Raw genomic sequence first — 21,231 nt, 5'->3', positions numbered from 1 at the left:
TTCGTCGATTCCGTCAACCTACCAGCCAGTAACTTAGCGTGCCGAGTTCATGGGACGCTTGGGATCCTTCGCGACGTCAACATGTCCCGCGGATTCCACACCGCCGGCCGCGCGCAAGTGATCGGGTAGCACGCCAACCCGAGCAGCAAGGCGGACATATGCCCCACCGCCGTGAAAGTGGTAGCAAAAATCAAAGGCACGGCATAGAAAATCAACGCCCCGGCCAGATAGGCGTAGCGCCAGGGCTTTGCGATCAGATAGACGAGCACACCGACGATTCCCGCCAGCCCGTAGCTGACACCGACATCGAGTGTATTGACAGCCGAATTCGGCACGTAGCCATGCCGGATGCCTTCGTAGAGAACACCTTCACTGAGATAAGTAGCTCCGACATGGGCCACCACCACAACACACAGCCAGCGCCAGGTCCCGAGCCACCGCTCCGCCGTTGCGTGAAAGATGGTGAACAAGACCAGGTAGCCCAGCCAGCCTCCACCTTCGAGCCAAAAGGCGCTCGAAAACAAGACACGGAGTGGATCCTCGGCGAGGTGATGGAGATTGGTCGACCGTCGGCCCAGGAAATGTTCTTGGACATCCTCGGGAAGGTGACGCAGGAACAGCGTCGTGAATAGCAACGCCAGCAGCCAGACATACGTCCCGGGCGCACTCCGAACCCATCCCCACACCGACTTTGCAGCCCGCCGCATTCTCACCGTTTCGAGTCTGCGCTCACTCGTTCACTAGTGCAATAACGTTCACTCGTTCACGAGTGCAATGGCAAACCCGTCCCAGCCCTTGGAGCCGACGGTCTGAATGGCCGTGCCGCCGAGTTTCGGCTCAGCAGCGATCATCTCGAGCACCGCGCGGCTGGCTTTGACCTTCTCGTCGTCGATATCGGGGTTGGAGACATGGCCCCCACGCACGACGTTGTCGACGATGATGACGGTACCCGGATGCGAGAGCGCAAGAGCCCATCGCACGTACTCACAGTTGTTTTCCTTGTCCGCATCGATGAACACCAGGTCGAAGGGACAGAGTTCCTCTTTGACGATGTCCGGGAGGGACCCGAGCGCCGCTCCGACTCGAATGTCGACGCGATCGGCCAATCCAGCCCGTTCGATGTTCGAGCGAGCGACGTCAGCATGCACCGGATCGAACTCGAGAGTGATGACGCGTCCCGACGGCCCGACCGCGCGAGCCAGCCAGATCGTGCTGTAGCCACCCAACGTTCCGATCTCGAGGACGTTGCGCGCCAAGCACATTCGAGCCAACAAATGCAGGAGCTTGCCCTGATTCGGGGCCACGTCGATGGGCGGCAGACCGCCTTCGGCATTGGCGGCGAGTGCCGCGTCCAGAGCGGGGTCTTCACCTACCAACGTGGACACGAGATAGCCGTCGACTTCTGCCCAATCCGGTTCGCGGTCCATGGATAAAGATTGTGGCAGAAAAACAGGGCAGCCGCAGGTACCTCGAAGGTATCTGCGGCCACCCTGGGTCAGTGTGCCGAATCAGCCACGCACGGCGGTGATGATTTCGTCGAGCGCCGACGCTGCATCGATCTCGCGGCTCTCGCCGGTGAAGCGGTCGCGAATCTCGACCTTTCCGTCAGCCCAACCACGGCCGACGACAACGACGGTGGGAATACCCAGCAGTTCCGAGTCCTTGAACTTCACACCAGGCGAAGCCTTGCGGTCGTCGAGGATGACCTCGAGGCCCGCGCGATCAAGCTGCGCTGCCAAGCCTTCGGCACCTTCACGAGCAGTCTCGTCCTTGTTCGCGATGACCAGGTGCACGTCAGCCGGCGACACCTCGGCCGGCCAGCGCAGGCCCTTCTCGTCGTGATGCTGCTCGGCGATGACAGCGACCAGGCGCGAGATTCCGACGCCGTACGAACCCATCGTCGGGCGGACAGGCTTGCCGTTCTCTGCCAGGACATCGACGGTGAACACGTCGGTGTACTTACGGCCGAGTTGGAAGACGTGCCCGATCTCGATTCCGCGAGCGGAGACGAGCGTGCCGGCGCCGTCGGGAGATGCATCTCCGTCACGGACCTCAGCAGCTTCGATGGTTCCGTCGGGAGTGAAGTCGCGGCCCACAACCAAGTCGACAACATGCTTGCCGTCTTCGTCGGCACCGGTGATCCAGCTCGTGCCCTCGACAACTCGCGGGTCCACGACATAGCGAATGCCGTTGGCCTGCAGAGCCTTCGGTCCGATGTATCCCTTGACCAGGAACGGGTTGTTCTTGAAGTCGGTCTCGGTGATCATGACGAACTCAGCGGGCTCGAGCGAAGCTTCGAGACGCTTCTCGTCTACCTCTCGGTCCCCGGGGATGCCGATGCCGAGCAGTTCCCACTCGCCGCCGGGCAGGCGGGTCTTGACCATGATGTTCTTGAGTGTGTCTGCGGCGGTGACCGTACGGCCGAGATCTGCGCCGTTGGCCCAGTCGACAAGGGTGTCGATAGTGGGCGTGTTCGCGGTGTCGTAGACCTTCGCCTCGGGCAAACCGTCAATCGGAAGCGCGTCGGGAACAACCGTCTTGACGGCCTCCACGTTGGCGGCGTAACCGGACTCGAGGCAGCGCACGTAGGTGTCTTCGCCGATTTCGCTCTCGGCAAGGAATTCCTCGGACGCACTGCCACCCATCGCGCCGGACGTCGCGGAGACGACGACGTACTTGACGCTCAAACGCGTGAAGATCTTCTCGTAGGCGTCGCGGTGCGCCTGGTAGGACGCGGTCAGGCCCTCGTCGGTGAGGTCGAAGGAGTAGGAGTCCTTCATCAGGAATTCACGTCCACGCAGAATGCCGGCGCGCGGACGCTCTTCGTCGCGATACTTGGTCTGCACCTGGTACAGGGTGACCGGGAAGTCCTTGTACGAGTTGTACTCACCCTTGACCGTCAGAGCAAAAAGCTCCTCGTGGGTCGGGCCGAGCATGTAATCGTTGCCCCTCCGGTCCTTGAGACGGAACAGGTTGGGGCCGTACTCGGTCCACCGGTTTGAAGCCTCGTAGGGCTCACGCGGCAGCAGAGCAGGCAACAGGATTTCCTGTCCCCCAATGGCATTCATCTCTTCACGGACAACGCGTTCTACCTCGCGCAGCACCCGCAGACCCAGAGGCAACCACGAGTAGACGCCGGGGGCGATACGACGCACGTAGCCGGCACGGACCAGCAGTTTGTGGCTGGCAACTTCGGCGTCCGAGGGGTCGTCACGCAGGGTACGCAGGAACAGGTGGGACAGACGGGTAATCACGAGGTCCAAGGATAGTCGGCGCACTCGGTTATCCGGGCGTCGGTACGGTATCGGGGTGCTTGTATTGCTGCCTCCCTCAGAAACCAAGTCCGACGGCGGCAAGGATGCGCCCCTGGATCTGGCCGAACTGTCGATGCCCCAGTTGACCGAAACCCGCGAATTGCTGATCCAGACGCTGGTCGACCTGGCGGCTGATGTCGACGCGTCATGCGCAGCGTTGGGGCTCGGCCCCACCCAGGCCGGCGAGGTCGAACGCAACGCCAAACTGTGGGTCTCGGCCACGCGGCCGGCATTGCAGCGCTACACCGGCGTGCTCTTCGACGCCCTCGACGCAAAGTCATTCTCTCGCACCCAGAAAGCCAAGGCCCTCGACCGGATCGCCATCGGTTCCGCATTGTTCGGCGCAGTTCGCGCAGGTGATCTGATTCCCGCGTATCGACTCTCCGGCGGATCCAAACTGCCCGGGATGGGCACACTGCGCTCACTGTGGAAGCCGGAACTACCGAAGGCCCTGGCTGCCGAAGCCGACGGCCTGGTCATCGATCTGAGGTCAGGCACCTATCAGGACTTGGGGCCGATCCCTGATGCCGTGATCGCGACGGTTCTCACCGAAAAGCCGGACGGCACTCGCACCGTCGTGAGCCACTTCAACAAGCATCACAAGGGACTGCTCGCACGGGCTTTGGTGATATCGCGAGCCGAGCCGAGCGACGTCAAAGGCGTCGCGAAAGTGGCGTCGAAAGCGGGCTTGCGGGTGGAAATCGCGTCGGATCGGGAATTGATCATTCTGACGTAGCTGCGCTTCCCGACGACGATTTCTGGAACTGGACGATCGAAGATAGCTGGGCCGCGCAATCCTCACCCGCCCCAGCTATCGACGAGTCAGCGTGCTTCGGTGGCTACTTTCACAGCCTCGTACATCTCCGTAAGCGCACGCGCGCAGTCATTCCGGGTGTAGCCGAGCAGCGCGGTGTCCTCGGCAGCCGGCTCGTACGAGATGACGTTGCCGCGTCCCTGGACGATATAGCTGTCCGGGAGAATCGGGTGCTCCTCGTTGCGTTCGTCGATGACGCGATCGCCGCCAGTGGCATCGACAATCAACTGGAAGTACTGCTGGTACGTAAGGCTCTCGTCTCCGATCAGGTACGCCTTGCCGGACTCAGCATGCTGCAGCGCGCCCCAGATCGCCTCCGCGAGCGAGCGAACCGACATGAAGTTTGTGCCGCCAGCCGGTGCGAAGTCGGGAATCTCCACCTCGTTGCCCGCAGCCCACGAGAACATCTTGCGGTAACGCTTCGCTGACGCTCCGCTGATAGTGCCGAGAATTGAAGGCGGATTCAGCGTCGAGACATTGAAAGTCTCGTCGGCTAGCGCGCGAGCTCCCTCGTCTGCAGCTTTTCGCGCTGCGATGTACGGCATCGTCTCCGCCATCTCAGGACGCAGGTGGTGGTAGTAGCTACCGACCTGGACGAACCGGGCAACGCCGGCTTCCTTGGCCAGCGCCGCAAACCGCGGCACCCCACCGGACTGCGTCTTCTCCCAGAACTCTGCCTCGTCGACGCCGCGGCCCATGTGGCGCACGTCCTGTCCGGCGGCAAAGACGATGGCCTCGAACGGCGCAAGCTGCGCGGCCGTAAAGGTCTGCTCTGTGTAGTCACCGAGCAAGACCGGGAAGTCCCCAACGGGAGAGTCGTCGGTGAGCGGATTACGCGCGGCCACCGTAACGTCGTTACCCATCTCGCGCAGATAAAGTGCCGTGTTGGCACCGATCATGCCAGTTCCGCCGACAACCAGGATTTTCATAAAACCTCTTCTTTACAGGGGAAATACTCCAATCCGAATCTAGGGAAATTCCGCTCACTCGGGAGTCACTGCTCTCACCGAGCGGGACCGAGAATCCGGCAAATCGCCGTCATTCGACGTGAAATCGCCTTTGCCACCGGAAATTGTGATCGAACGGAACCTGTCCGAACAGTCGATCAACCCTGGTCGATATACGACTCCAGCTGGTTACGCTCACTTTGCAATTCGTCGATCCGACTCTTCACGACATCGCCGATGCTGACGATCCCGAGCAGGACGCCGTCCTCGATGACCGGCAGATGACGGATACGACGCTCCGTCATGATCGCGGCGATGCTGTCCACCGAATCGGCAGGCACACAGGTGAACATGAGCGCCGTCATCACGTCGGATACTTCTGTGCTCAGTAGTTCGGATCCGCGCTCATGGAGGCGTCGTACAACGTCGCGCTCGGAGATGATTCCGACGACCGCGTCGTTGTCCAGGACGACCATGGCACCGATGTTATGGCGGGCGAGGTCGCACAGTAGCGCGTTCACAGTCGCATGGGCGTCGATCGTGACAATACTGTTGCCCTTGTTGCGCAAGATATCCGCAATCCGCATCGTGGCACTCCGATCTTTTAAAGAATCTCGGCTCCCCTTGCAACGATCGTAGCCAGTAAAGACTCTCAAAAATAGGGCCTGATCAGTCGATACCCTGAGCAACCTTTTCATTGGCCTGTGCCTGCGCAACCTGAGCGGGTGTGAACTTGATGAACAGTGCCGAGATTGCGGCGAGGGCCGCGAAGATCGCGCACCCGAACAGAGCGAATACGTATCCCTCGCTCAAGGCCGACAACTGGGCCTCGTTCATGTCGGCGGCTACACCGCTGACACCGCCGAGCGAGAGTGTGCGAGACGTCGCCATGGCTCCCACGATGGCCAAGCCGACCGGGCCGAAAAGTACCTGCGCGACCTGAGCGATGGCGGTGAGTGGGCCGATGTCCTGGGGGCCGACTCCCGCGATCGCGCACAGCGGGAGCGGCACTACCGCCAGTCCGACGCCGAAGCCGATACCGACAACAAGCACAAACAGATTGCCCATGTACGTGGTGGATTGGTCGAGCGTCGAACCGTAGAGGAGTCCGAAGAACGTCATTACCGCACCGGTGACGATCAACCAGCGAGCCTGCACCCGCACGACAAGTTTGGACGCGACAAACGCTGCGGCGCCCAATCCGAAGGCAAACGGAACAAAGGCCAGACCCGCGTGGAGCGGGCTGTAGCCGAGAATGTCCTGGACGAAGAGAGCAACAAACGGGGCCAGCGAGAACATCACCGCGCCGATCAAGGCGAGCGAGATGAACGTGAAGACACGATTTTTGTTCCTGAACAGACTGAACGGCAGTAGTGGATTCTCGGCACGACGCTCGACCATCAGGAAGATGACGAACAGAGCGACGCCGCCGATGAGCGCACCCAGCACCGGCGCGCTGGTCCAACCCATTTCGGGTCCTTCGGTGAAGCCGAAGACAATTCCGGTACAGCCGAGCGTCGCGAGGATCGCTCCCGGAACATCCAATGCCAGCCGTTCCGCTCCGGTTTCCACCAACGCACCGAACGCGAGCACGATGATCAACAGGCCGATCGGCACGTTGATCAGGAAGATCCACCGCCACGACACTTCGGTGAGTGCGCCGCCGATGATCAGGCCCGTGACGGATCCGATACCCGTCATCGCAGCAAAGATAGCGATCGCCTGATTCCTGACGGGTCCCGGCGCAAACGTGGTTGCCACCAGAGCCAATGCCGTCGGCGATGCGATTGCCGCGCCGACACCCTGGACGGATCTCGCCGCGATCAGCATCGCTTCGTTGGTGGCCAGGCCGCACGCCAGAGATGCGAGCGTGAACAGGATGACGCCGCTGAGGAAGACCTTCTTGCGCCCGAAGGTGTCGCCGAGTCGACCGCCCAACAGCATCAAACCGCCGAAGGTGAGCGCGTACGAGGTAATGACCCAGTTGCGTCCGGAATCGCTGAGGTCGAGATCCTCCTGAATCCGAGCGAGCGCCAGTGAAGCAACGGTGCCATCGAGCACCATCATCAACTGCATACCGCTCAAGACGATGATGGCCATACCGAACGCCCGGGTGGTCACGGGGTATTTCACAGCAAGGTTTTCGGACCCACCGGCATTTTCGGATCTCAGGGAATCAGACACAGGGCTTCACGTTACCCAGAGTTCAGGGAAATGCTCGTCACCGGTCGGTGGTCACGATGGTCGACGACTCGATCTCGTCGCCCTCGGCACGTGTCGACATTTCGGTTCGGTCGTCCAACCCAACCGGATGACGCGGCACAACATGCCCATTTGCAGCAGCAGGCTCAGGCCTCACCTCTCGCGACGTGGCCGGAATACCTACAACCGACTGCACCGAAATGGCCCCGTGATCCCCGGCACAACGGTCAGGAGACTTCATGGCTAGCCCAAAATGGACCAATATGACGTAGCTTAGGCTGGCCTCTGCTAGCTTAGGCTAACTTACTCGAGTGTGTGTTCGACGGATCGCGCTGTGACTGCGATTGTCGCCAGAAGGAAAGAAGAAAGATGCGAGCGTTAAGCAGGGCTGCTTTCGCGACTATGGCCGTAGCCGTGGCGTTGACGACATCGGTGAGCGTCGCCGTCGCCGCCCCCGAAACTTCAGGTGACAGCGCCCCGGCCTCCAAATCCATCTCGGGCACTCCGGATACGACGGTCTCCAAGACGTCGAGGCTGAAGGTCAGCGGTGAAACCATCACCGTCTCGGGCACCGGATTCTCCGGCAGCGAGCCCGGAATCTACGTCGGCCTGGTCCAGGACAACAAGTTCTCTGCCACGGACGCCAGCGCCTGGATGACCACTGCGTTCATCCGCCCCACCCAGATCATCGGCGGCGAGTGGTCGACATCAGTTGACGTCGTGGGCATTGCGGGCGCCTCGGACTGCACCAAGAACTCCTGCTCGATCTACACCGTCGCGGCACACGGCTCGAGCGATCGCAGCCAGGACACCCAGACAACGGTGACCTTCGCAGCTGCACCGACAACAACAACGACAACCACCACCAAGCCGCCGACCACCACCGAAGATCCGGAACCGACCATCGATGTTCCGGTCATCACCACCACCAAGAAACCGACGACGCCGACCGGCGGACCGAGCGTGAGCGCTGACCGAACCAGCGGGCTGAACGCGGCGGGCGACACGATCAGCATCAGCGGTAGCGGATTCTCGACCTCGGGAACGGGTATCTACATCGGTATCGCGCAGTCGAACCGGTACTCGAACACCGACGCTTCAGTGTTCCAGGACGCGAAGTTCATCAAGCCCACGGATATGCCCGGCGGTTCCTGGTCGACGTCACTCAACGTGTCGTCGATTTTCGCCGGTAGCGACTGCCAGGCCAACGCCTGCGCCATTTACACCCTCGCAGCACACGGTTCGAGCGACCGCAGCCAGGACACCTCCACCCCCATCAGTTTCGTCGGAACCCCGGCGCCCGGTGCAACCACAGGCACCGGAACAGGAACCGGCACAGGTGCCGGGACGGGTACCGGGACTGGTGCGGGCGCGATAGCGACCAACAGTGCTCTGTCAGTGACACTTTCGAAGTCCACCGACATCACGCCTTCCGGTGAAACCGTCACCATTTCCGGCTCCGGTTTCTCCGGCGCATCGCCGGGCCTCTATGTCGGAATGGTTCAGGACAACGTGTTCAGCGCGACCGACGCCTCGGTCTGGATGACAACGGCCTTCCTCAAGCCGGAGTCGATCTCCGGCGGCAACTGGTCCACCACCATGGAACTTGCTGCCGTTCAAGGAAATTACGACTGCATCAAGAACACGTGCTCGATCTATACCGTCGCCGCCCACGGCTCGAGTGACCGCAGCCAGGACAGCCGCACGCCGGTGGGCTTCGTCGGCGGCGTCGCACCGGGCACAGTCACCGCGCCCCCCGCCAGTAACGGCGCCGCCAACAGCGGCGCTGCAAATACCGGGGCCGTGACCCTGTCCAAGTCGAGCGGCATCAAGATCGAGGGCGAAGAGATCACCATCTCGGGCACCGGATTCTCCGGTGCGCAGCCGGGCATCTACGTCGGTCTCATCCAGGACGATAAGTACTCCACCACCGACGCCGGCGCCTGGATGACCACCGCTTTCATCCTCCCCAGCAAGATCACCAACGGCGCGTGGTCCACCACCATGAAAATCATGGCCGTCAAGGGCGACTCCGACTGCACCAAGAACACGTGCTCGATCTACACCGTTGCCGCGCATGGCTCGAGTGACCGCAGCCAGGACACCAAGACGCCGGTGAGCTTCGGCGACAACCCGTCGGAGGCCGACGCAGTGGCTGCCGGAGCTCCGGGAGATTCGAACGCAGCGATCCGCAACCTCGCCGACTCGTTTTCGGGAGGCTACGGCTGGATCGCGCCGCTGGTGGTCGGCAGCCTCATCGGGGCAGGAAGTGCGATAGCAACGGCCTTCGCGCTCCGCCGCCGAACCTAGAACCAGGTTTCTCTCACCGGTCGGATGGCTCGACGCGAGCCATCCGACCGGCAAAACCATTACAGGCATGACAACGGATTCCCTGAATCGGGGCCGGCGTTCAGCGCTGCCCACATGTGCAGACTCGACGCGAATTCTGTTGTCCCACAAGGTGGATGGCAACTAGACAAACGTCCATAAATTAGGCTAGCTTTACCTAACTTAGTTCGAATCAGGCCGCCGAAAAGGGCGTCCCACACAAGAGAGCAGGACCATGCGCGTATTCAGCAAGGTAGCGATCATCACCGCAGCCACCGCAATCGCCGCGACAATGTCGATGGGCGTCGCCGGAGCACAGATCACGCCGTTCGGCGGACTCAACACCGGCTCGCTGGGCAGCCTCGGCGGTAGCGAACCTGAAGAGCCCGCAGACCCCACACCGGCGGTCACCCTGTCTAAGGCAACCGACCTCACTGCTGCCGGCGAGACCATCACCGTCTCGGGCACCGGGTTCTCCGGCGCCGGATCGGGCCTTTACGTCGGACTCATCCAGGACAACAAGTACTCCGCCACCGACTCCACCGCCTGGATGACCACCGCGTGGCTCAAGACCGCCGACATCGTCGACGGTAAGTGGACCGCCACCGTCGATGCACTCGCCGTCAAGGGCGCTTCGGACTGCCTCGTCAACACCTGCTCGATCTACACCATCGCAGCACACGGCTCGGCAGACCGCACCCAGGACACCAAGACCCCCGTCACCTTCAAGGCACCCGTCGTTGTTCCGACCGGACCGACAGTCACCGTTTCGAACGCCACCGGCATCGCCGCGGCCGGTGAAACCGTCACCGTCTCCGGCACCGGATTCTCCGGCGCAGGATCGGGCATCTACGTCGGCCTGGTCCAGGACAACAAGTACTCCCTCACCGAGGCCGGTGCCTGGATGACCACCACCTGGATCAAGGCCGCCAACATTGTTGACGGCAAGTGGAGCACCACCGTCGATGTACTCGCCGTCAAGGGCGCTTCGGACTGCCTCGCCAATACCTGCTCGTTCTACACCATCGCAGCACACGGCTCGGCTGACCGCACCCAGGACACCACGACCCCGGTGACCTTCAAGGCTCCGGTCACCGCTCCCCTCGTCGCAGCTGCTCTCATCGGTGCCGCGCTCTAACCAGACACCACCTTCATAAAAGGTCTGGCCTTCACTCTTGCCGAGTGAAGGCCAGACCTTTTGACGTGCAACGTGTTACCCGGCGAGCGAGAATCCCGCGGTCGGTCCGATCACAACAATTGCCGGAGGCTTGATCTCCTCGTCCTTGACCCGCGCAGCGACAGTCGCCAGGTCCGCCCGGACCTCACGCTGAGTGCGCAACGTACCTTCCTGGATCACGATCACCGGAGTACTCGCGGGGCGCCCACCCTCGATCAGAGCCGCCGCAAACAATTCGATGCGCTCGACTGCCATCAGCAGAACAATCGTGCCCCGCAACTTCGCCAGAGCAGACCAGTCGACCAACGAATCGGGGTGGCCCGGAGCAACGTGACCGCTGACAACCACGAACTCGTGGGTGACGCCGCGATGCGTGACCGGAATACCCGCAGCCGACGGTACGGAAATCGCGCTCGTAATTCCCGGCACCACAGTCACGGGCACTCCCGCCGCGGCGCAGGCCTCGAACTCTTCGTATCCACGACCGAATACGTACGGATCGCCGCCCTTGAGCCGGACGACAAACTTTCCGGCTTTGGCATTGTCGATCAGCGCAGCGTTGATGGCTTCCTGAGCCATGGCCCGGCCGTACGGAATCTTCGCCGCATCGATCACCTCGACGTCGGGACCGAGTTCCGCCAACAATTCCGGCGGCGCCAAGCGGTCCGCAACAACAACATCCGCGCGTGCCAACAAACGACGCCCGCGCACGGTAATCAGGTCCGGATCGCCGGGGCCGCCACCGACAAGTGCTACACCGGGCGCAGCCGGTTCGGCGGTATCTGCGAGGAGACCGGATTGCAGCCCCTCGACCACAGCGGTACGAACAGCTGCCGAACGACGATGATCGCCGCCGGCCAGGATGCCGATGCTCATGCCGTCGTACTCGGCGCTTGCGGGCGTTACGGCGGTGCCGCGTTTCGCGTTGTCCGCGCGTACACAGAAGACGCGCCGACGCTCTGCCTCCGCGACGATCGCCGCGTTGGTCTCCGGCTCATCCGTCGACGCGATCGCATACCAGGCACCGTCGAGATCCCCGTCCCGATACGGACGCAGCTCGAGTGTGATCTGCCCCGCTGTTGCCATTCCCTCCACAGCCGGTGTGACTGCGCGACTGATGACGTGCACGCGGGCACCCGAGCTGACCAGCAGACCGAGTCGACGCTGGGCAACAGTCCCGCCGCCGAACACGACAACGCGCCGATCGGTCAGATTGAGTCCGACCAAGTAGTTGGTCTCATCTGCGGTGGGCTCGCTCACTCGCACTCCATTTCATTTCTCATCGTTGTGCATGCTGGTGGAACTTTACCGGCCACGGCAACCGTCACCGCATCAGTGGAAGTCTTCCCCACGATCAATCGGCCGTGGTCGGCGGCAAGGATTGCAGCGGCTTCCGCCACACTCGGGGTACCTGCAACCTGCTCGACTCTTCGGGACGGCGACGGAACGATCACTGCGGCAAGGGCTTCCGGCCCGAACGCGATGATCGGCGTCGACAGCATCTCGGCGACGGCGATGAGTACGGATGACGCTGCCTTACTCGTAACGGTGGCAAGCCCCACGATCGAATTGTCTTCAGGGGCAACGGCGCGTATTGCGGTCACTACGTCTACGACGGTTGCCGACTGCGTGAATCCCACTCCGACGTACACCTCACCCACCGGCTGCCTCGACAAATTTCGTGATCGATCTCGGCTGACCGGCAGGGTGCGTGTGCAGATACGAGGCATGAACTCCACCTCGAACGAAGCCCTCCCGCATCGCGCCGCCGTCCCAGGGCCGCCAACCCCACGCCGGGTTGCACCCGTCCGCGTCGGCGAACACCAGGGACGTCCGGTGGAACTCGTGCCCCGCAACCCTGGCCCCGGCCTCGAACACACTCGAATCCCCCAGCGCCACAGCTTCTCGGTATCCGAGAGTCAGTTTCTTACCGAACTGCGCGTCGACGCCGATAACACCGGCCATCTCGTGTCCGTCGAGACTGCGGGCCAGGTAGAGAAGTCCGGCGCACTCGGCATGAATGGGGGCACCGCCGTCGGCGAGGTCTCGAACCTGCGCGAGCAAAACAGTATTGGATGCCAGGTCGACGGCATGTTCTTCGGGGAATCCGCCAGGGAGCACCAATGCCGCAGTACCGGAGGGTAATTCGCCCGTGAGTGGATCGAAGACCTGTACGTCCGCGCCCGCCGCGACCAGAAGTTCACGGTGCTCCGCGTATCCGAAGGTGAAGGCGGGCCCGCCGGCTATGGCGACCACTGGTCGTGAATCGTGATGGATCCCCACTTCCGCTACCGGATCCCACGCGGGCGCAGTGACAGTCGACGACGCCAGAGCACGGATCGCGCCGAGATCGGTATGAGTCGCGATCAACTCCGCCATCGCCTCCACCGCGGCAACGGCCGCAATGCCGTGCTCCGCAGCCGGAATCAAGCCCAGGTGCCGCGAAGGTACTTCCAACTCCACCAACCGCGGAACGACACCGAGGACGGGGATTCCCACCTTGTCGCACGCGTGTCGCAACACCTGCTCATGACGGGCGCTGCCGACGCGGTTGAGAATCACTCCCCCGATGCGCACACTCGCGTCGTAGGTCGCGAAGCCGTGCAGCACGGCAGCCAAACTCTGACTGTGTCCACGCGCGTCGATGACCAGGACAACCGGCGCACCGAGAATTGCCGCAACCTGGGCCGTCGACCCCTCCGCCGATGCCTGCGCGTTGGCCTCGTCGATCTTGCCGTCGAACAGACCCATGACACCTTCGACGACTGCGATATCGCAGCCGGCGGTGCCGTGATTGTAGAGCGGACCGATGCGGTCCATCCCGACCAGCACGGTGTCGAGATTGCGTCCCGGCCGTCCCGCGGCCAGTCCGTGATAACCAGGGTCGATATAGTCGGGCCCCACTTTGAACGGCGCGACGCTGCTACCCGAACTACGAAGCGCACCGATCAATCCCGTGGCCACCGTGGTCTTGCCGCTCCCCGATGCGGGTGCGGCGATCACCACAGCCGGCGTAGACGCACTCACCATTCGATGCCCCGCTGACCCTTCCGGCCCGCGTCCATCGGGTGCTTGATCTTGGTCATTTCGGTCACCAGATCAGCCGCGTCGATCAACGCCTGTGGCGCATCGCGTCCGGTGATGACAACGTGCTGATTGCCCGGTCGGTCACGCAGCGTCTGCACAACCTCGTCGACGTCGACCCATCCCCATTTGAGGGGGTAGGTGAACTCGTCGAGCACGTAGAAGCGATGTTCCTCGTTAGCGAGGCGTCGGGCAATCTCCTGCCACCCCTCGGCAGCCGCGCTGGCGTGATCTTCTTCGCTACCCGCCTTTCGGGTCCACGACCAGCCTTCGCCCATCTTGTGCCACTGCACCGGGCCGCCGACGCCCGTCTCGTCGTACAGGTTTCCGAGCGCGCGGAACGCTGCTTCCTCGCCGACCTTCCACTTCGCGCTCTTCACGAACTGGAAGACGCCGACGTCGAAACCTTGGTTCCAAGCGCGCAGCGCCATACCGAACGCTGCGGTGGACTTGCCTTTGCCCGGTCCGGTGTGGACCGCAAGCACCGGTGCGTTACGACGCTGACGTGTGGTCAAGCCGTCGTCGGGAACTGATTCGGGAATGCCCTTGGGCATGGTGATCTCCTGGGGAAAGACGTTAGGCTGCGGCGCGGACGACGCCCGCGACCTGCTGCGCTGACAATTCGGTGAGGCGGACGCATCCGCCGCGCAGTTCTCGGGCCAACTCGGCGGCCAATCCCAAACGGACAAGCCCGGTTTCGCAATCGACCATAATCGAGGAGACCGACGCGTCGGCCAACAGATGCGCAGCGACCCTGGCACGGTGCAGTGCGTCCTTGCCGCCGGTAGCGCGGCCGTCGGTAAGTGCGACTACCAATGCCCGGCGCTGCGGGTCCCGAAGCCGTTCACGCAGAACAACTTCCCGCGCCCGCAGGAAACCTTCTGCCAGTGGCGATTTACCGCCCGTGCGCATGGATTGCAGCCGGCGAACAGCGATGTCCACCGACGACGTCGGCGGCAGAACGATGTCTGCCTCGCGCCCGCGCACCGTAATCACGGCAACCTTGTCGCGGCGCTGGTACGCGTCACGAAGGAGAGAAACTACCGCACCCGTGACGGCAGACAGACGATCACGCGCCGACATCGAACCCGATGCGTCGACAACAAACACGATCAGATTGCCTTCTCGCCCTTCACGAATCGCACCCCGCAGATCCGTCGGCGCCAGCCGAAGCCGTCCCGCAGTGCGGCCCCGCGCAACCTGGGATTCTGCAGCCGCAAATACCGTGCTTGTCAGATGCAGTCCGTGACCGCGATCGGAGGTAGGCCGCACGACCCGTCCACGCGAAGACAGGGAGCGCGAACGGCGTCCGGGCGCACCTTCGCCCACACCGGGAACTTCGAGGAGTTTGGTGGCGAACTGGCTACTCGGCGGAGCTGAAGGTCGTTCGGTCGCACGCACTCCCCCGCCGGGGCCATCGTCATCGGGACCCTCGTCATCCGGTCCGTCGTCTGTTGGGCCGGAATCGTCGGGACCAGAATCATCAGGGCCGGTGTCGTCAGACTCAGTGCCGGGTTCCGGATTCTCGGGCGGCTCAGGCTCACCGGCGCGCGCATCATCGTCTGCCTGCTGCATCGCTTCGTCGAGTTGCTGCTGATCAAGACCCGGCTCGTCGAAAGGGTCACGTCGACGACGGTGCGGCAGAGTCAATTCCGCGGCAATCCGCACATCTTCTTCGGTCACCTCGGTATCCCCACGCCACGCGGCGTGAGCGGTGGCGGTGCGAGCGAGAACCAGATCGGCCCGCATACCGTCGACGTCGAAAGATGCGCAGAGCGACGCAATTCTGCGCAGCTCACGGTTACTCAACTCCACGGAATCCAATTGCCCACGTGCCGCGAGAATTTCGGCCGCCAGGTCCTGATCGGCCGGCGCGTAGCGGGCCGCAAAAGCCTGCGGGTCGCGTTCGTAGTCGAGCCTGCGGCGTACAACCTCCATGCGCACGTCCACATCCCGGGATGCTGCCACATCCACTGCGAGACCGAAACGATCCAACAACTGTGGACGCAGTTCTCCCTCTTCGGGATTCATGGTTCCCACGAGAACGAACTTCGCCGCATGTGAGTGCGAGATTCCGTCACGTTCGATGTGCACCCGGCCCATTGCTGCGGCGTCGAGGAGAACGTCCACCAGATGATCGTGAAGAAGGTTAACTTCGTCGACGTACAGAACGCCCTGATGGGCTGCGGCCAGCAAACCGGGCTGGAAAGCGCGTTCACCGTCACGAAGAACCTTCTCGAGGTCGATCGAGCCGATCACGCGATCTTCCGTCGCACCGACGGGAAGTTCCACCAGTCGCGCGGGACGGCTGACACCGGCGTCGTCGACAGCCGGCAGCAGCGCCGTCAAAGCGCGCACCACCGTGGATTTGGCCGTACCCTTTTCGCCGCGAACCAGCACACCGCCGATTCCCGGGTGCACCGCACACAGGATCAACGCCAGCCGCAATTGGTCCTGGCCTACAACAGCACTGAACGGAAAACCCGCCACCGCCGCCTGATCATCTTCTACACGCACGTCGACATCCCTCCACCTCTCGGTTTCCTCGCCGAGAACTTGGCTTCATCCGAACGTCGCGGCAACCTGGCTGAGATCTCGTTTCGCAGATGAGATCTTTCACAGTGGCGGGACCGCGCCTGAATCGAACAGGACTTCCCCGCGAGCATTCGGTATCGAAAAAAACCCTAGTCGGCTCACTTTCCGATGAGCCGACCAGGGTCATTTGACTTGCAGAACTAGCTTGCGACTACAAACGCTTCGCCGCCACCACGACGCATCGGCGTGTGGGGAATTCCGTCTTCGAGGAACTCTTCACCGTCCGTCTTGAAGCCGTGCTTGCTGTACATCTCGACCAGATACGTCTGGGCGTTGATGCGGCACGGGGCTTCGCCGACCTCGGCGAGCGCTGCCTGAAGCAATCGCGTTGTGTGACCTTTGCCACGAGCCGGACGGGAAGTGCAGAGTCGTCCGATTCGGAAGCTCTTCTTGCCGTCGTCATGCTCTTCGAGAAGGCGAAGGGTGCACACCACTTGGCCATCCTGTTCGAGCCAGAAGTGGCGTGTCTCTGTCAGCAGGTCACGCCCGTCCAACTCGGGATACGGGCACGCCTGCTCGACGACAAAGACCTCCACTCGAAGCTTCAACAACTCGTAAAACGTCTTGTTGTCGAGATCGAGTGCCCACGAACGTTTGAGTGCTGCTGTTGCCGTCATGGGTCGGACTATCACACAGTTGCTGCGGTATCCGCGACCGGAGAAGACCCGGTTGCGCTGGCGGAGTCAAGCTCGAGCACCTTCGAGGACCAATCCCACACCTGGTCGAACAGGCCCTCGTTGTCGGCGAGCTTGACGCCGATAGACGGAATCATCTCGCGAAGCTTGCCCTTCCAGCCCTGGAATTCGGTCGGGAAGCAGCGCTCGAGGACGTCGAGCATAGCTGGAACAGCCGTCGACGCACCCGGGGATGCACCGAGCAGGCCAGCGATCGATCCGTCTTCGGCAGCCACGACGGCGGTACCGAATTCGAGGACGCCGCCCTTGCCCTTGGCCCGGCGGATCACCTGGACACGCTGGCCCGCGGTGATGAGCTCCCAGTCCTGAGCCTGTGCCTTGGGCGCAAACTCACGCAGGTCGACGATACGGCCGGCTTCGCTCTTGGTCAGCTCGCTGACGAGGTACTTGACCAGTCCGAGTTCGCTGACGCCGACGCCGAGCATCGACAGGATGTTGTTGGGCTTGACCGAGCCCGGCAGGTCCGTGACGCGACCCTGCTTGAGGAACTTGGGCGACCAGCCGGCGTACGGTCCGAACATCAGTCCCGGCTTGTTGCCGATGACGCGCGTGTCTAGGTGCGGAACCGACATGGGCGGAGCGCCGACAGCGGCCTTGCCGTACACCTTCGCGCTGTGCTGCGCGATGAGTTCGGGATTGGTGCAACGCAGGAACGCGCCGCTGACCGGGAAGCCGCCGAATCCCTTGGCTTCCTTGATGCCCGACTTCTGCAGCAGGTGCAGAGCGCCACCGCCGGCACCGACGAATACGAATCGTGTACGGACGACGCGCTTTTCACCGGTACGAGTGTTGGTGACCTTGACGGTCCACGTCTTGTCGGAGTTCTGCGTCAGGTTGGTGACCTCGTGGCCGAAGTACATCTTGCCGCCGGTCTTGCCGATATGGCCGACGAGCTGCTTGGTGAGCGCTCCGAAATCGACGTCGGTGCCGTCCTGGCTCCAGTTGAGGGCGATGGGGTCCGAGAAGTCACGGCCCTTGGCCATCAGCGGCAGACGCTTGGTGAACTCGGCCGGATCGTTGATGTACTCCATGCCACGGAACAGGGTATTGCCGGCAAGTGCGTCGTAGCGGGCACGCAGGTACTTGGCGTTGGCCTCACCGTGGACAAAACTCACGTGTGCGACGGGATTGATGAATTCCTTGGGCTGCGTCAGGATGCCCTGCTCAACTGCGTGCGCCCAGAACTGACGGGACACCTGGAACTGCTCGTTGACATTGACGGCCTTCTTGATGTCGACCGTGCCGTCCGAGTTCTCGGGGGTGTAGTTGAGCTCGCAGAGCGCGGAGTGACCAGTTCCTGCGTTGTTCCACGGGTCGCTGCTCTCGGCTGCGACGGCATCGAGGCGCTCGAAGGTCGAGATCGACCAATCGGGCTGCAATTGGCGCAACAGGGCGCCCAGCGTCGCACTCATGATGCCTGCGCCCACGAGCACTACATCCGTCTTCGTCTCTACCGCGTTCTGATTCGACACTGGAGAATCGACTTCCTTGTCATTTGCCGTGCGCGCATCCGCCTGCTGTGTTACGCCGAACAGGTTACCTGGGCGTAAGTGCGCCGTTAACCTCACCCAATTGTGCGCTACAACGCGGACGTGAAACGACGATTAGATTGTGATCTGTGACTACATGGGTTCCAGACGTCCTCGGAGACGGATATCAGCAGCTGACCATTCCTCTCGGAACCGATCCGGACGGCGAAGGTGAGGTGGATGCCACACTGGTCCGCTATCAACCGCCCGGCGACGCGGCCCGCGCAACCCGCGCAGTTCTGTATGTACACGGGTTCACCGATTACTTCTTCCAGAAACATCTGGCGGAGCACTTCGCTGCGCAGGGATACGCGTTCTTCGCGCTCGATCTGCGCAAGTGCGGGCGATCGCTGAAACCGGGCCATACCGCGCACTACGTGTCGGATCTCGCGCTGTACGACGCCGAACTCAACGAGGCACTGCGCATCGTCAACGCCGAGACCGACGGCAGTGAACTGCTGCTGATGGCTCACTCGACCGGCGGTCTTATCGTTCCCTTGTGGCTGGACAGACTCCAGCGCCGGCCTGGCGGAACCGCCGGACTCGGCATCGCCGGCATAGTGCTCAACAGCCCGTGGTTCGACCTCCAGGGCCCGCCGATGGTTCGATCCGTCGGCACCGCAGCCATCGATGCGTTGGGCCGAATGTCCGCGAAGACCGTCATCCCAGGTACCGGATTGCCGACGTACGGCTCGAGCTTGCATGTCTCCGCCAACGGCGAGTGGGACTACAACCTGGACTGGAAGCCACTGTCCGGTTGCCCCATCACGTTCGGCTGGATGCGAGCAGTACGCGCCGGACACGCGCAACTGCACCGCGGCCTCGACATCGGTGTACCCGCACTGATCCTGCGCTCCAAGAAGTCGCAATTCGCAAAGTCCTACAACCCGAGCGTCGACCTCGCGGATTCCGTCCTGGATGTGAGACAGATCGCGCGCTGGGCAGGTTGCCTGGGCGATCGCACTACGATCGTTCCTATCGACGGCGCGCGCCATGACGTCTTTCTCTCCACCGAGAAGCCTCTGGCCGCAGCTTTTTCCGAACTGGATTTGTGGCTGGTGTGGCTCGAAGGCCACCTCGCCGCAGACGCTGACATCACACAGGAGACTGCGCAGTGACGCATTACGACCTTGCCATCATCGGCAGTGGTTCCGGAAACTCGTTGCCCGACGAGCGTTTCGACGGCAAGAAGATCGCCATCCTCGAAGAAGGCACCTTCGGCGGCACGTGCCTCAATGTCGGGTGCATCCCGACCAAGATGTTCGTGTACGCCGCCGAGGTTGCCAACACCATCTCCCATGCCGAGAAGTTCGGTATCGACGCAACCCTCGACGGCGTGCGCTGGTCCGACATCGTCAAGCGCGTTTTCGGACGCATCGATCCCATCTCTGCCGGCGGTGAGCGTTACCGCAGCGAGGATCTCCCCAACACCACCGTCTACCGCGGCCACGCCACCTTCACCGGCCCGAAGACCATCGACACCGGTACGGGCGAAACCATCACGGCAGATCAGATTGTGATCGCGGCCGGGTCCAGGCCGATCATTCCCGAAGAAATTTCTTCGAGCGGCGTGACGTACTACACCAATGAAGACATCATGCGTCTCCCGGAACTTCCCGAGCATCTCGTGATCGTCGGCTCCGGATTCATCGCTACCGAATTTGCACACGTGTTCTCCGCGTTGGGTTCTCGCGTGTCTATCATCGGTCGCAGTGGGCGGCTGCTGCGTCATCTGGACGACGAGATCTCGGAGCGTTTCACCGAGCTGGCCACGAAGAAGTGGGACGTTCATCTCGGCTCACCGATGCAGTCCGTTCGGTCCGACGGCGACAGCATCGCCGTCGAACTGGAAAACGGCACAGTCGTTTCCGGCGACGTCCTCCTGGTTGCGGTGGGCCGCAAGCCCAATGGCGATCTTCTCGACCTCGACAAGGCGGGCATCGCCATCGACGACAATGGCTCGATCGTCGTCGACGAATTCCAGCGCACCAGTGTCGAAGGTGTCTACGCGATGGGCGACGTCTCGTCGCCGTATCAGCTCAAGCACGTGGCCAACCACGAGATGCGCGTCGTTCAGCACAACCTGCTGCAGGACGCGTGGAACGACACCTCCGGGCTACGCAGCACCGACCATCGCTTCGTTCCCGCTGCTGTCTTCACCGACCCGCAGATCGCCGACGTCGGAATGACCGAGAAGCAGGCCCGCGACGCCGGACTCGACATCTCCGTCAAGGTCCAGGCCTACGGCGACGTCGCCTACGGCTGGGCGATGGAAGACCAAGAGGGACTCTGCAAGGTGATCGCCGAGCGCGGCACCGGACGCCTCCTCGGTGCTCACGTCATGGGCACCCAGGCGCCTACCGTCATCCAGCCCCTCATCCAGGCCATGAGCTTCGGCCTGACCGCTCAGGACATGGCCCGCGGCCAATACTGGATCCACCCGGCCCTGTCCGAGGTCGTCGAGAACGCACTGCTCGGACTCGATATCTGATCGGCTTTCAACAGAAAAGGCGGGCACTCCCGTTGAGGAGTGTCCGCCTTTTTGT

Annotated in this window: 18 protein-coding genes and 1 riboswitch; of the genes, 5 read left to right on the top strand and 13 right to left on the bottom strand. The window is 62.5% G+C overall.

Features of this window, described 5'->3' with window-relative positions; genetic code table 11:
* Positions 1 to 47: 47 nt before the first annotated feature.
* The 3 genes from QM600_RS05105 to QM600_RS05095 form a co-directional block, all read right to left on the bottom strand.
* The gene (locus QM600_RS05105) at positions 48 to 707 is read right to left on the bottom strand and encodes a rhomboid-like protein (RefSeq protein ID WP_283260448.1); all 660 of its coding nucleotides are present in this window, start codon (positions 705 to 707) and stop codon (positions 48 to 50) included.
* Positions 708 to 755: 48 nt separating this feature from the next.
* Positions 756 to 1,427 (bottom strand): O-methyltransferase, encoded by a 672-nt coding sequence (locus QM600_RS05100; RefSeq protein WP_283260382.1) that lies wholly within the window; start codon positions 1,425 to 1,427, stop codon positions 756 to 758.
* An 81-nt stretch (positions 1,428 to 1,508) separates the two neighbouring features.
* Positions 1,509 to 3,254: a proline--tRNA ligase gene (locus tag QM600_RS05095; protein WP_283260381.1), complete on the bottom strand. Its 1,746-nt coding sequence runs from the start codon at positions 3,252 to 3,254 to the stop codon at positions 1,509 to 1,511.
* A gap of 55 nt (positions 3,255 to 3,309) precedes the next feature.
* Here QM600_RS05095 and yaaA point away from each other — a divergent pair, with 55 nt between their 5' ends.
* On the top strand, positions 3,310 to 4,050 hold the full coding sequence (gene yaaA / locus QM600_RS05090; RefSeq protein WP_283260380.1) for a peroxide stress protein YaaA: 741 nt from the start codon (positions 3,310 to 3,312) through the stop codon (positions 4,048 to 4,050).
* Between the two features lie 86 nt (positions 4,051 to 4,136).
* Here yaaA and QM600_RS05085 read toward each other — a convergent pair whose 3' ends face one another.
* The 3 genes from QM600_RS05085 to QM600_RS05075 all read right to left on the bottom strand — a co-directional run bounded on the left by QM600_RS05085 (position 4,137) and on the right by QM600_RS05075 (position 7,175).
* Positions 4,137 to 5,057, bottom strand: coding sequence for an NAD-dependent epimerase/dehydratase family protein (locus tag QM600_RS05085; RefSeq protein ID WP_283260379.1), 921 nt, complete (start codon positions 5,055 to 5,057; stop codon positions 4,137 to 4,139).
* 176 nt (positions 5,058 to 5,233) lie between these two features.
* On the bottom strand, positions 5,234 to 5,662 hold the full coding sequence (locus tag QM600_RS05080) for a CBS domain-containing protein (protein WP_283260378.1): 429 nt from the start codon (positions 5,660 to 5,662) through the stop codon (positions 5,234 to 5,236).
* An 82-nt stretch (positions 5,663 to 5,744) separates the two neighbouring features.
* Entirely contained in the window at positions 5,745 to 7,175 is a 1,431-nt protein-coding gene (locus QM600_RS05075; RefSeq protein WP_283260447.1) for an MFS transporter, read from the bottom strand.
* A 471-nt stretch (positions 7,176 to 7,646) separates the two neighbouring features.
* Here QM600_RS05075 and QM600_RS05070 point away from each other — a divergent pair, with 471 nt between their 5' ends.
* The gene (locus tag QM600_RS05070) at positions 7,647 to 9,587 is read left to right on the top strand and encodes a hypothetical protein (protein WP_283260377.1); all 1,941 of its coding nucleotides are present in this window, start codon (positions 7,647 to 7,649) and stop codon (positions 9,585 to 9,587) included.
* Between the two features lie 253 nt (positions 9,588 to 9,840).
* Positions 9,841 to 10,743, top strand: coding sequence for a hypothetical protein (locus tag QM600_RS05065; protein WP_283260376.1), 903 nt, complete (start codon positions 9,841 to 9,843; stop codon positions 10,741 to 10,743).
* 75 nt (positions 10,744 to 10,818) lie between these two features.
* Here the strand turns inward: QM600_RS05065 and cobA are convergent, their stop codons facing one another.
* The 7 genes from cobA to mqo form a co-directional block, all read right to left on the bottom strand.
* Positions 10,819 to 12,042 (bottom strand): uroporphyrinogen-III C-methyltransferase, encoded by a 1,224-nt coding sequence (cobA, locus tag QM600_RS05060; RefSeq protein WP_283260375.1) that lies wholly within the window; start codon positions 12,040 to 12,042, stop codon positions 10,819 to 10,821.
* Positions 12,039 to 12,422 carry a cobalamin biosynthesis protein gene (locus QM600_RS05055; protein ID WP_283260374.1) on the bottom strand — a complete coding sequence of 128 codons (384 nt, stop codon included), beginning with the start codon at positions 12,420 to 12,422 and terminating at the stop codon, positions 12,039 to 12,041. The genes cobA and QM600_RS05055 overlap by 4 nt, the downstream gene beginning before the upstream one ends.
* Before the next feature lie 13 nt (positions 12,423 to 12,435).
* Positions 12,436 to 13,812 (bottom strand): cobyrinic acid a,c-diamide synthase CobB, encoded by a 1,377-nt coding sequence (locus QM600_RS05050; protein ID WP_283260373.1) that lies wholly within the window; start codon positions 13,810 to 13,812, stop codon positions 12,436 to 12,438.
* Positions 13,806 to 14,420 carry a cob(I)yrinic acid a,c-diamide adenosyltransferase gene (cobO, locus tag QM600_RS05045; RefSeq protein WP_283260372.1) on the bottom strand — a complete coding sequence of 205 codons (615 nt, stop codon included), beginning with the start codon at positions 14,418 to 14,420 and terminating at the stop codon, positions 13,806 to 13,808. Before cobO ends, QM600_RS05050 begins: the two co-directional genes overlap by 7 nt.
* 22 nt (positions 14,421 to 14,442) lie before the next feature.
* Positions 14,443 to 16,356 carry a magnesium chelatase subunit D family protein gene (locus tag QM600_RS05040; protein ID WP_502942886.1) on the bottom strand — a complete coding sequence of 638 codons (1,914 nt, stop codon included), beginning with the start codon at positions 16,354 to 16,356 and terminating at the stop codon, positions 14,443 to 14,445.
* A gap of 36 nt (positions 16,357 to 16,392) precedes the next feature.
* Positions 16,393 to 16,549, bottom strand: a riboswitch (adenosylcobalamin (AdoCbl) riboswitch).
* Positions 16,550 to 16,601: 52 nt separating this feature from the next.
* A complete protein-coding gene (locus tag QM600_RS05035; protein ID WP_283260370.1) occupies positions 16,602 to 17,078 on the bottom strand; it encodes a GNAT family N-acetyltransferase in 477 nt (158 codons plus the stop codon).
* A gap of 11 nt (positions 17,079 to 17,089) precedes the next feature.
* Positions 17,090 to 18,628, bottom strand: coding sequence for a malate dehydrogenase (quinone) (gene mqo / locus QM600_RS05030; RefSeq protein WP_283260369.1), 1,539 nt, complete (start codon positions 18,626 to 18,628; stop codon positions 17,090 to 17,092).
* A gap of 146 nt (positions 18,629 to 18,774) precedes the next feature.
* Here mqo and QM600_RS05025 point away from each other — a divergent pair, with 146 nt between their 5' ends.
* Complete coding sequence (locus QM600_RS05025; RefSeq protein ID WP_283260368.1) at positions 18,775 to 19,803, top strand: alpha/beta hydrolase; 1,029 nt, start codon at positions 18,775 to 18,777, stop codon at positions 19,801 to 19,803.
* Positions 19,800 to 21,176: a mycothione reductase gene (gene mtr / locus QM600_RS05020; protein ID WP_283260367.1), complete on the top strand. Its 1,377-nt coding sequence runs from the start codon at positions 19,800 to 19,802 to the stop codon at positions 21,174 to 21,176. Before QM600_RS05025 ends, mtr begins: the two co-directional genes overlap by 4 nt.
* Positions 21,177 to 21,231: the final 55 nt, after the last annotated feature.

Source organism: Rhodococcus sp. IEGM 1379 (assembly GCF_030056815.1).
GTDB lineage: Bacteria > Actinomycetota > Actinomycetes > Mycobacteriales > Mycobacteriaceae > Rhodococcus_F.
This window is presented reverse-complemented; position numbering and strand designations above follow the sequence as displayed.

What these genes read in the sequence shown, in the direction of transcription:
- QM600_RS05075 (WP_283260447.1), bottom strand. Translation starts at nt 7,175, where the DNA reads ATGGCCATCATCGTCTTGAGCGGTATGCAGTTGATGATGGTGCTCGAT.
- cobO (WP_283260372.1), bottom strand. Translation starts at nt 14,420, where the DNA reads ATGCCCAAGGGCATTCCCGAATCAGTTCCCGACGACGGCTTGACCACA.
- QM600_RS05080 (WP_283260378.1), bottom strand. Translation starts at nt 5,662, where the DNA reads ATGCGGATTGCGGATATCTTGCGCAACAAGGGCAACAGTATTGTCACG.
- QM600_RS05100 (WP_283260382.1), bottom strand. Translation starts at nt 1,427, where the DNA reads ATGGACCGCGAACCGGATTGGGCAGAAGTCGACGGCTATCTCGTGTCC.
- QM600_RS05105 (WP_283260448.1), bottom strand. Translation starts at nt 707, where the DNA reads ATGCGGCGGGCTGCAAAGTCGGTGTGGGGATGGGTTCGGAGTGCGCCC.
- QM600_RS05070 (WP_283260377.1), top strand. Translation starts at nt 7,647, where the DNA reads ATGCGAGCGTTAAGCAGGGCTGCTTTCGCGACTATGGCCGTAGCCGTG.
- QM600_RS05065 (WP_283260376.1), top strand. Translation starts at nt 9,841, where the DNA reads ATGCGCGTATTCAGCAAGGTAGCGATCATCACCGCAGCCACCGCAATC.
- QM600_RS05085 (WP_283260379.1), bottom strand. Translation starts at nt 5,057, where the DNA reads ATGAAAATCCTGGTTGTCGGCGGAACTGGCATGATCGGTGCCAACACG.
- QM600_RS05035 (WP_283260370.1), bottom strand. Translation starts at nt 17,078, where the DNA reads ATGACGGCAACAGCAGCACTCAAACGTTCGTGGGCACTCGATCTCGAC.
- QM600_RS05050 (WP_283260373.1), bottom strand. Translation starts at nt 13,812, where the DNA reads ATGGTGAGTGCGTCTACGCCGGCTGTGGTGATCGCCGCACCCGCATCG.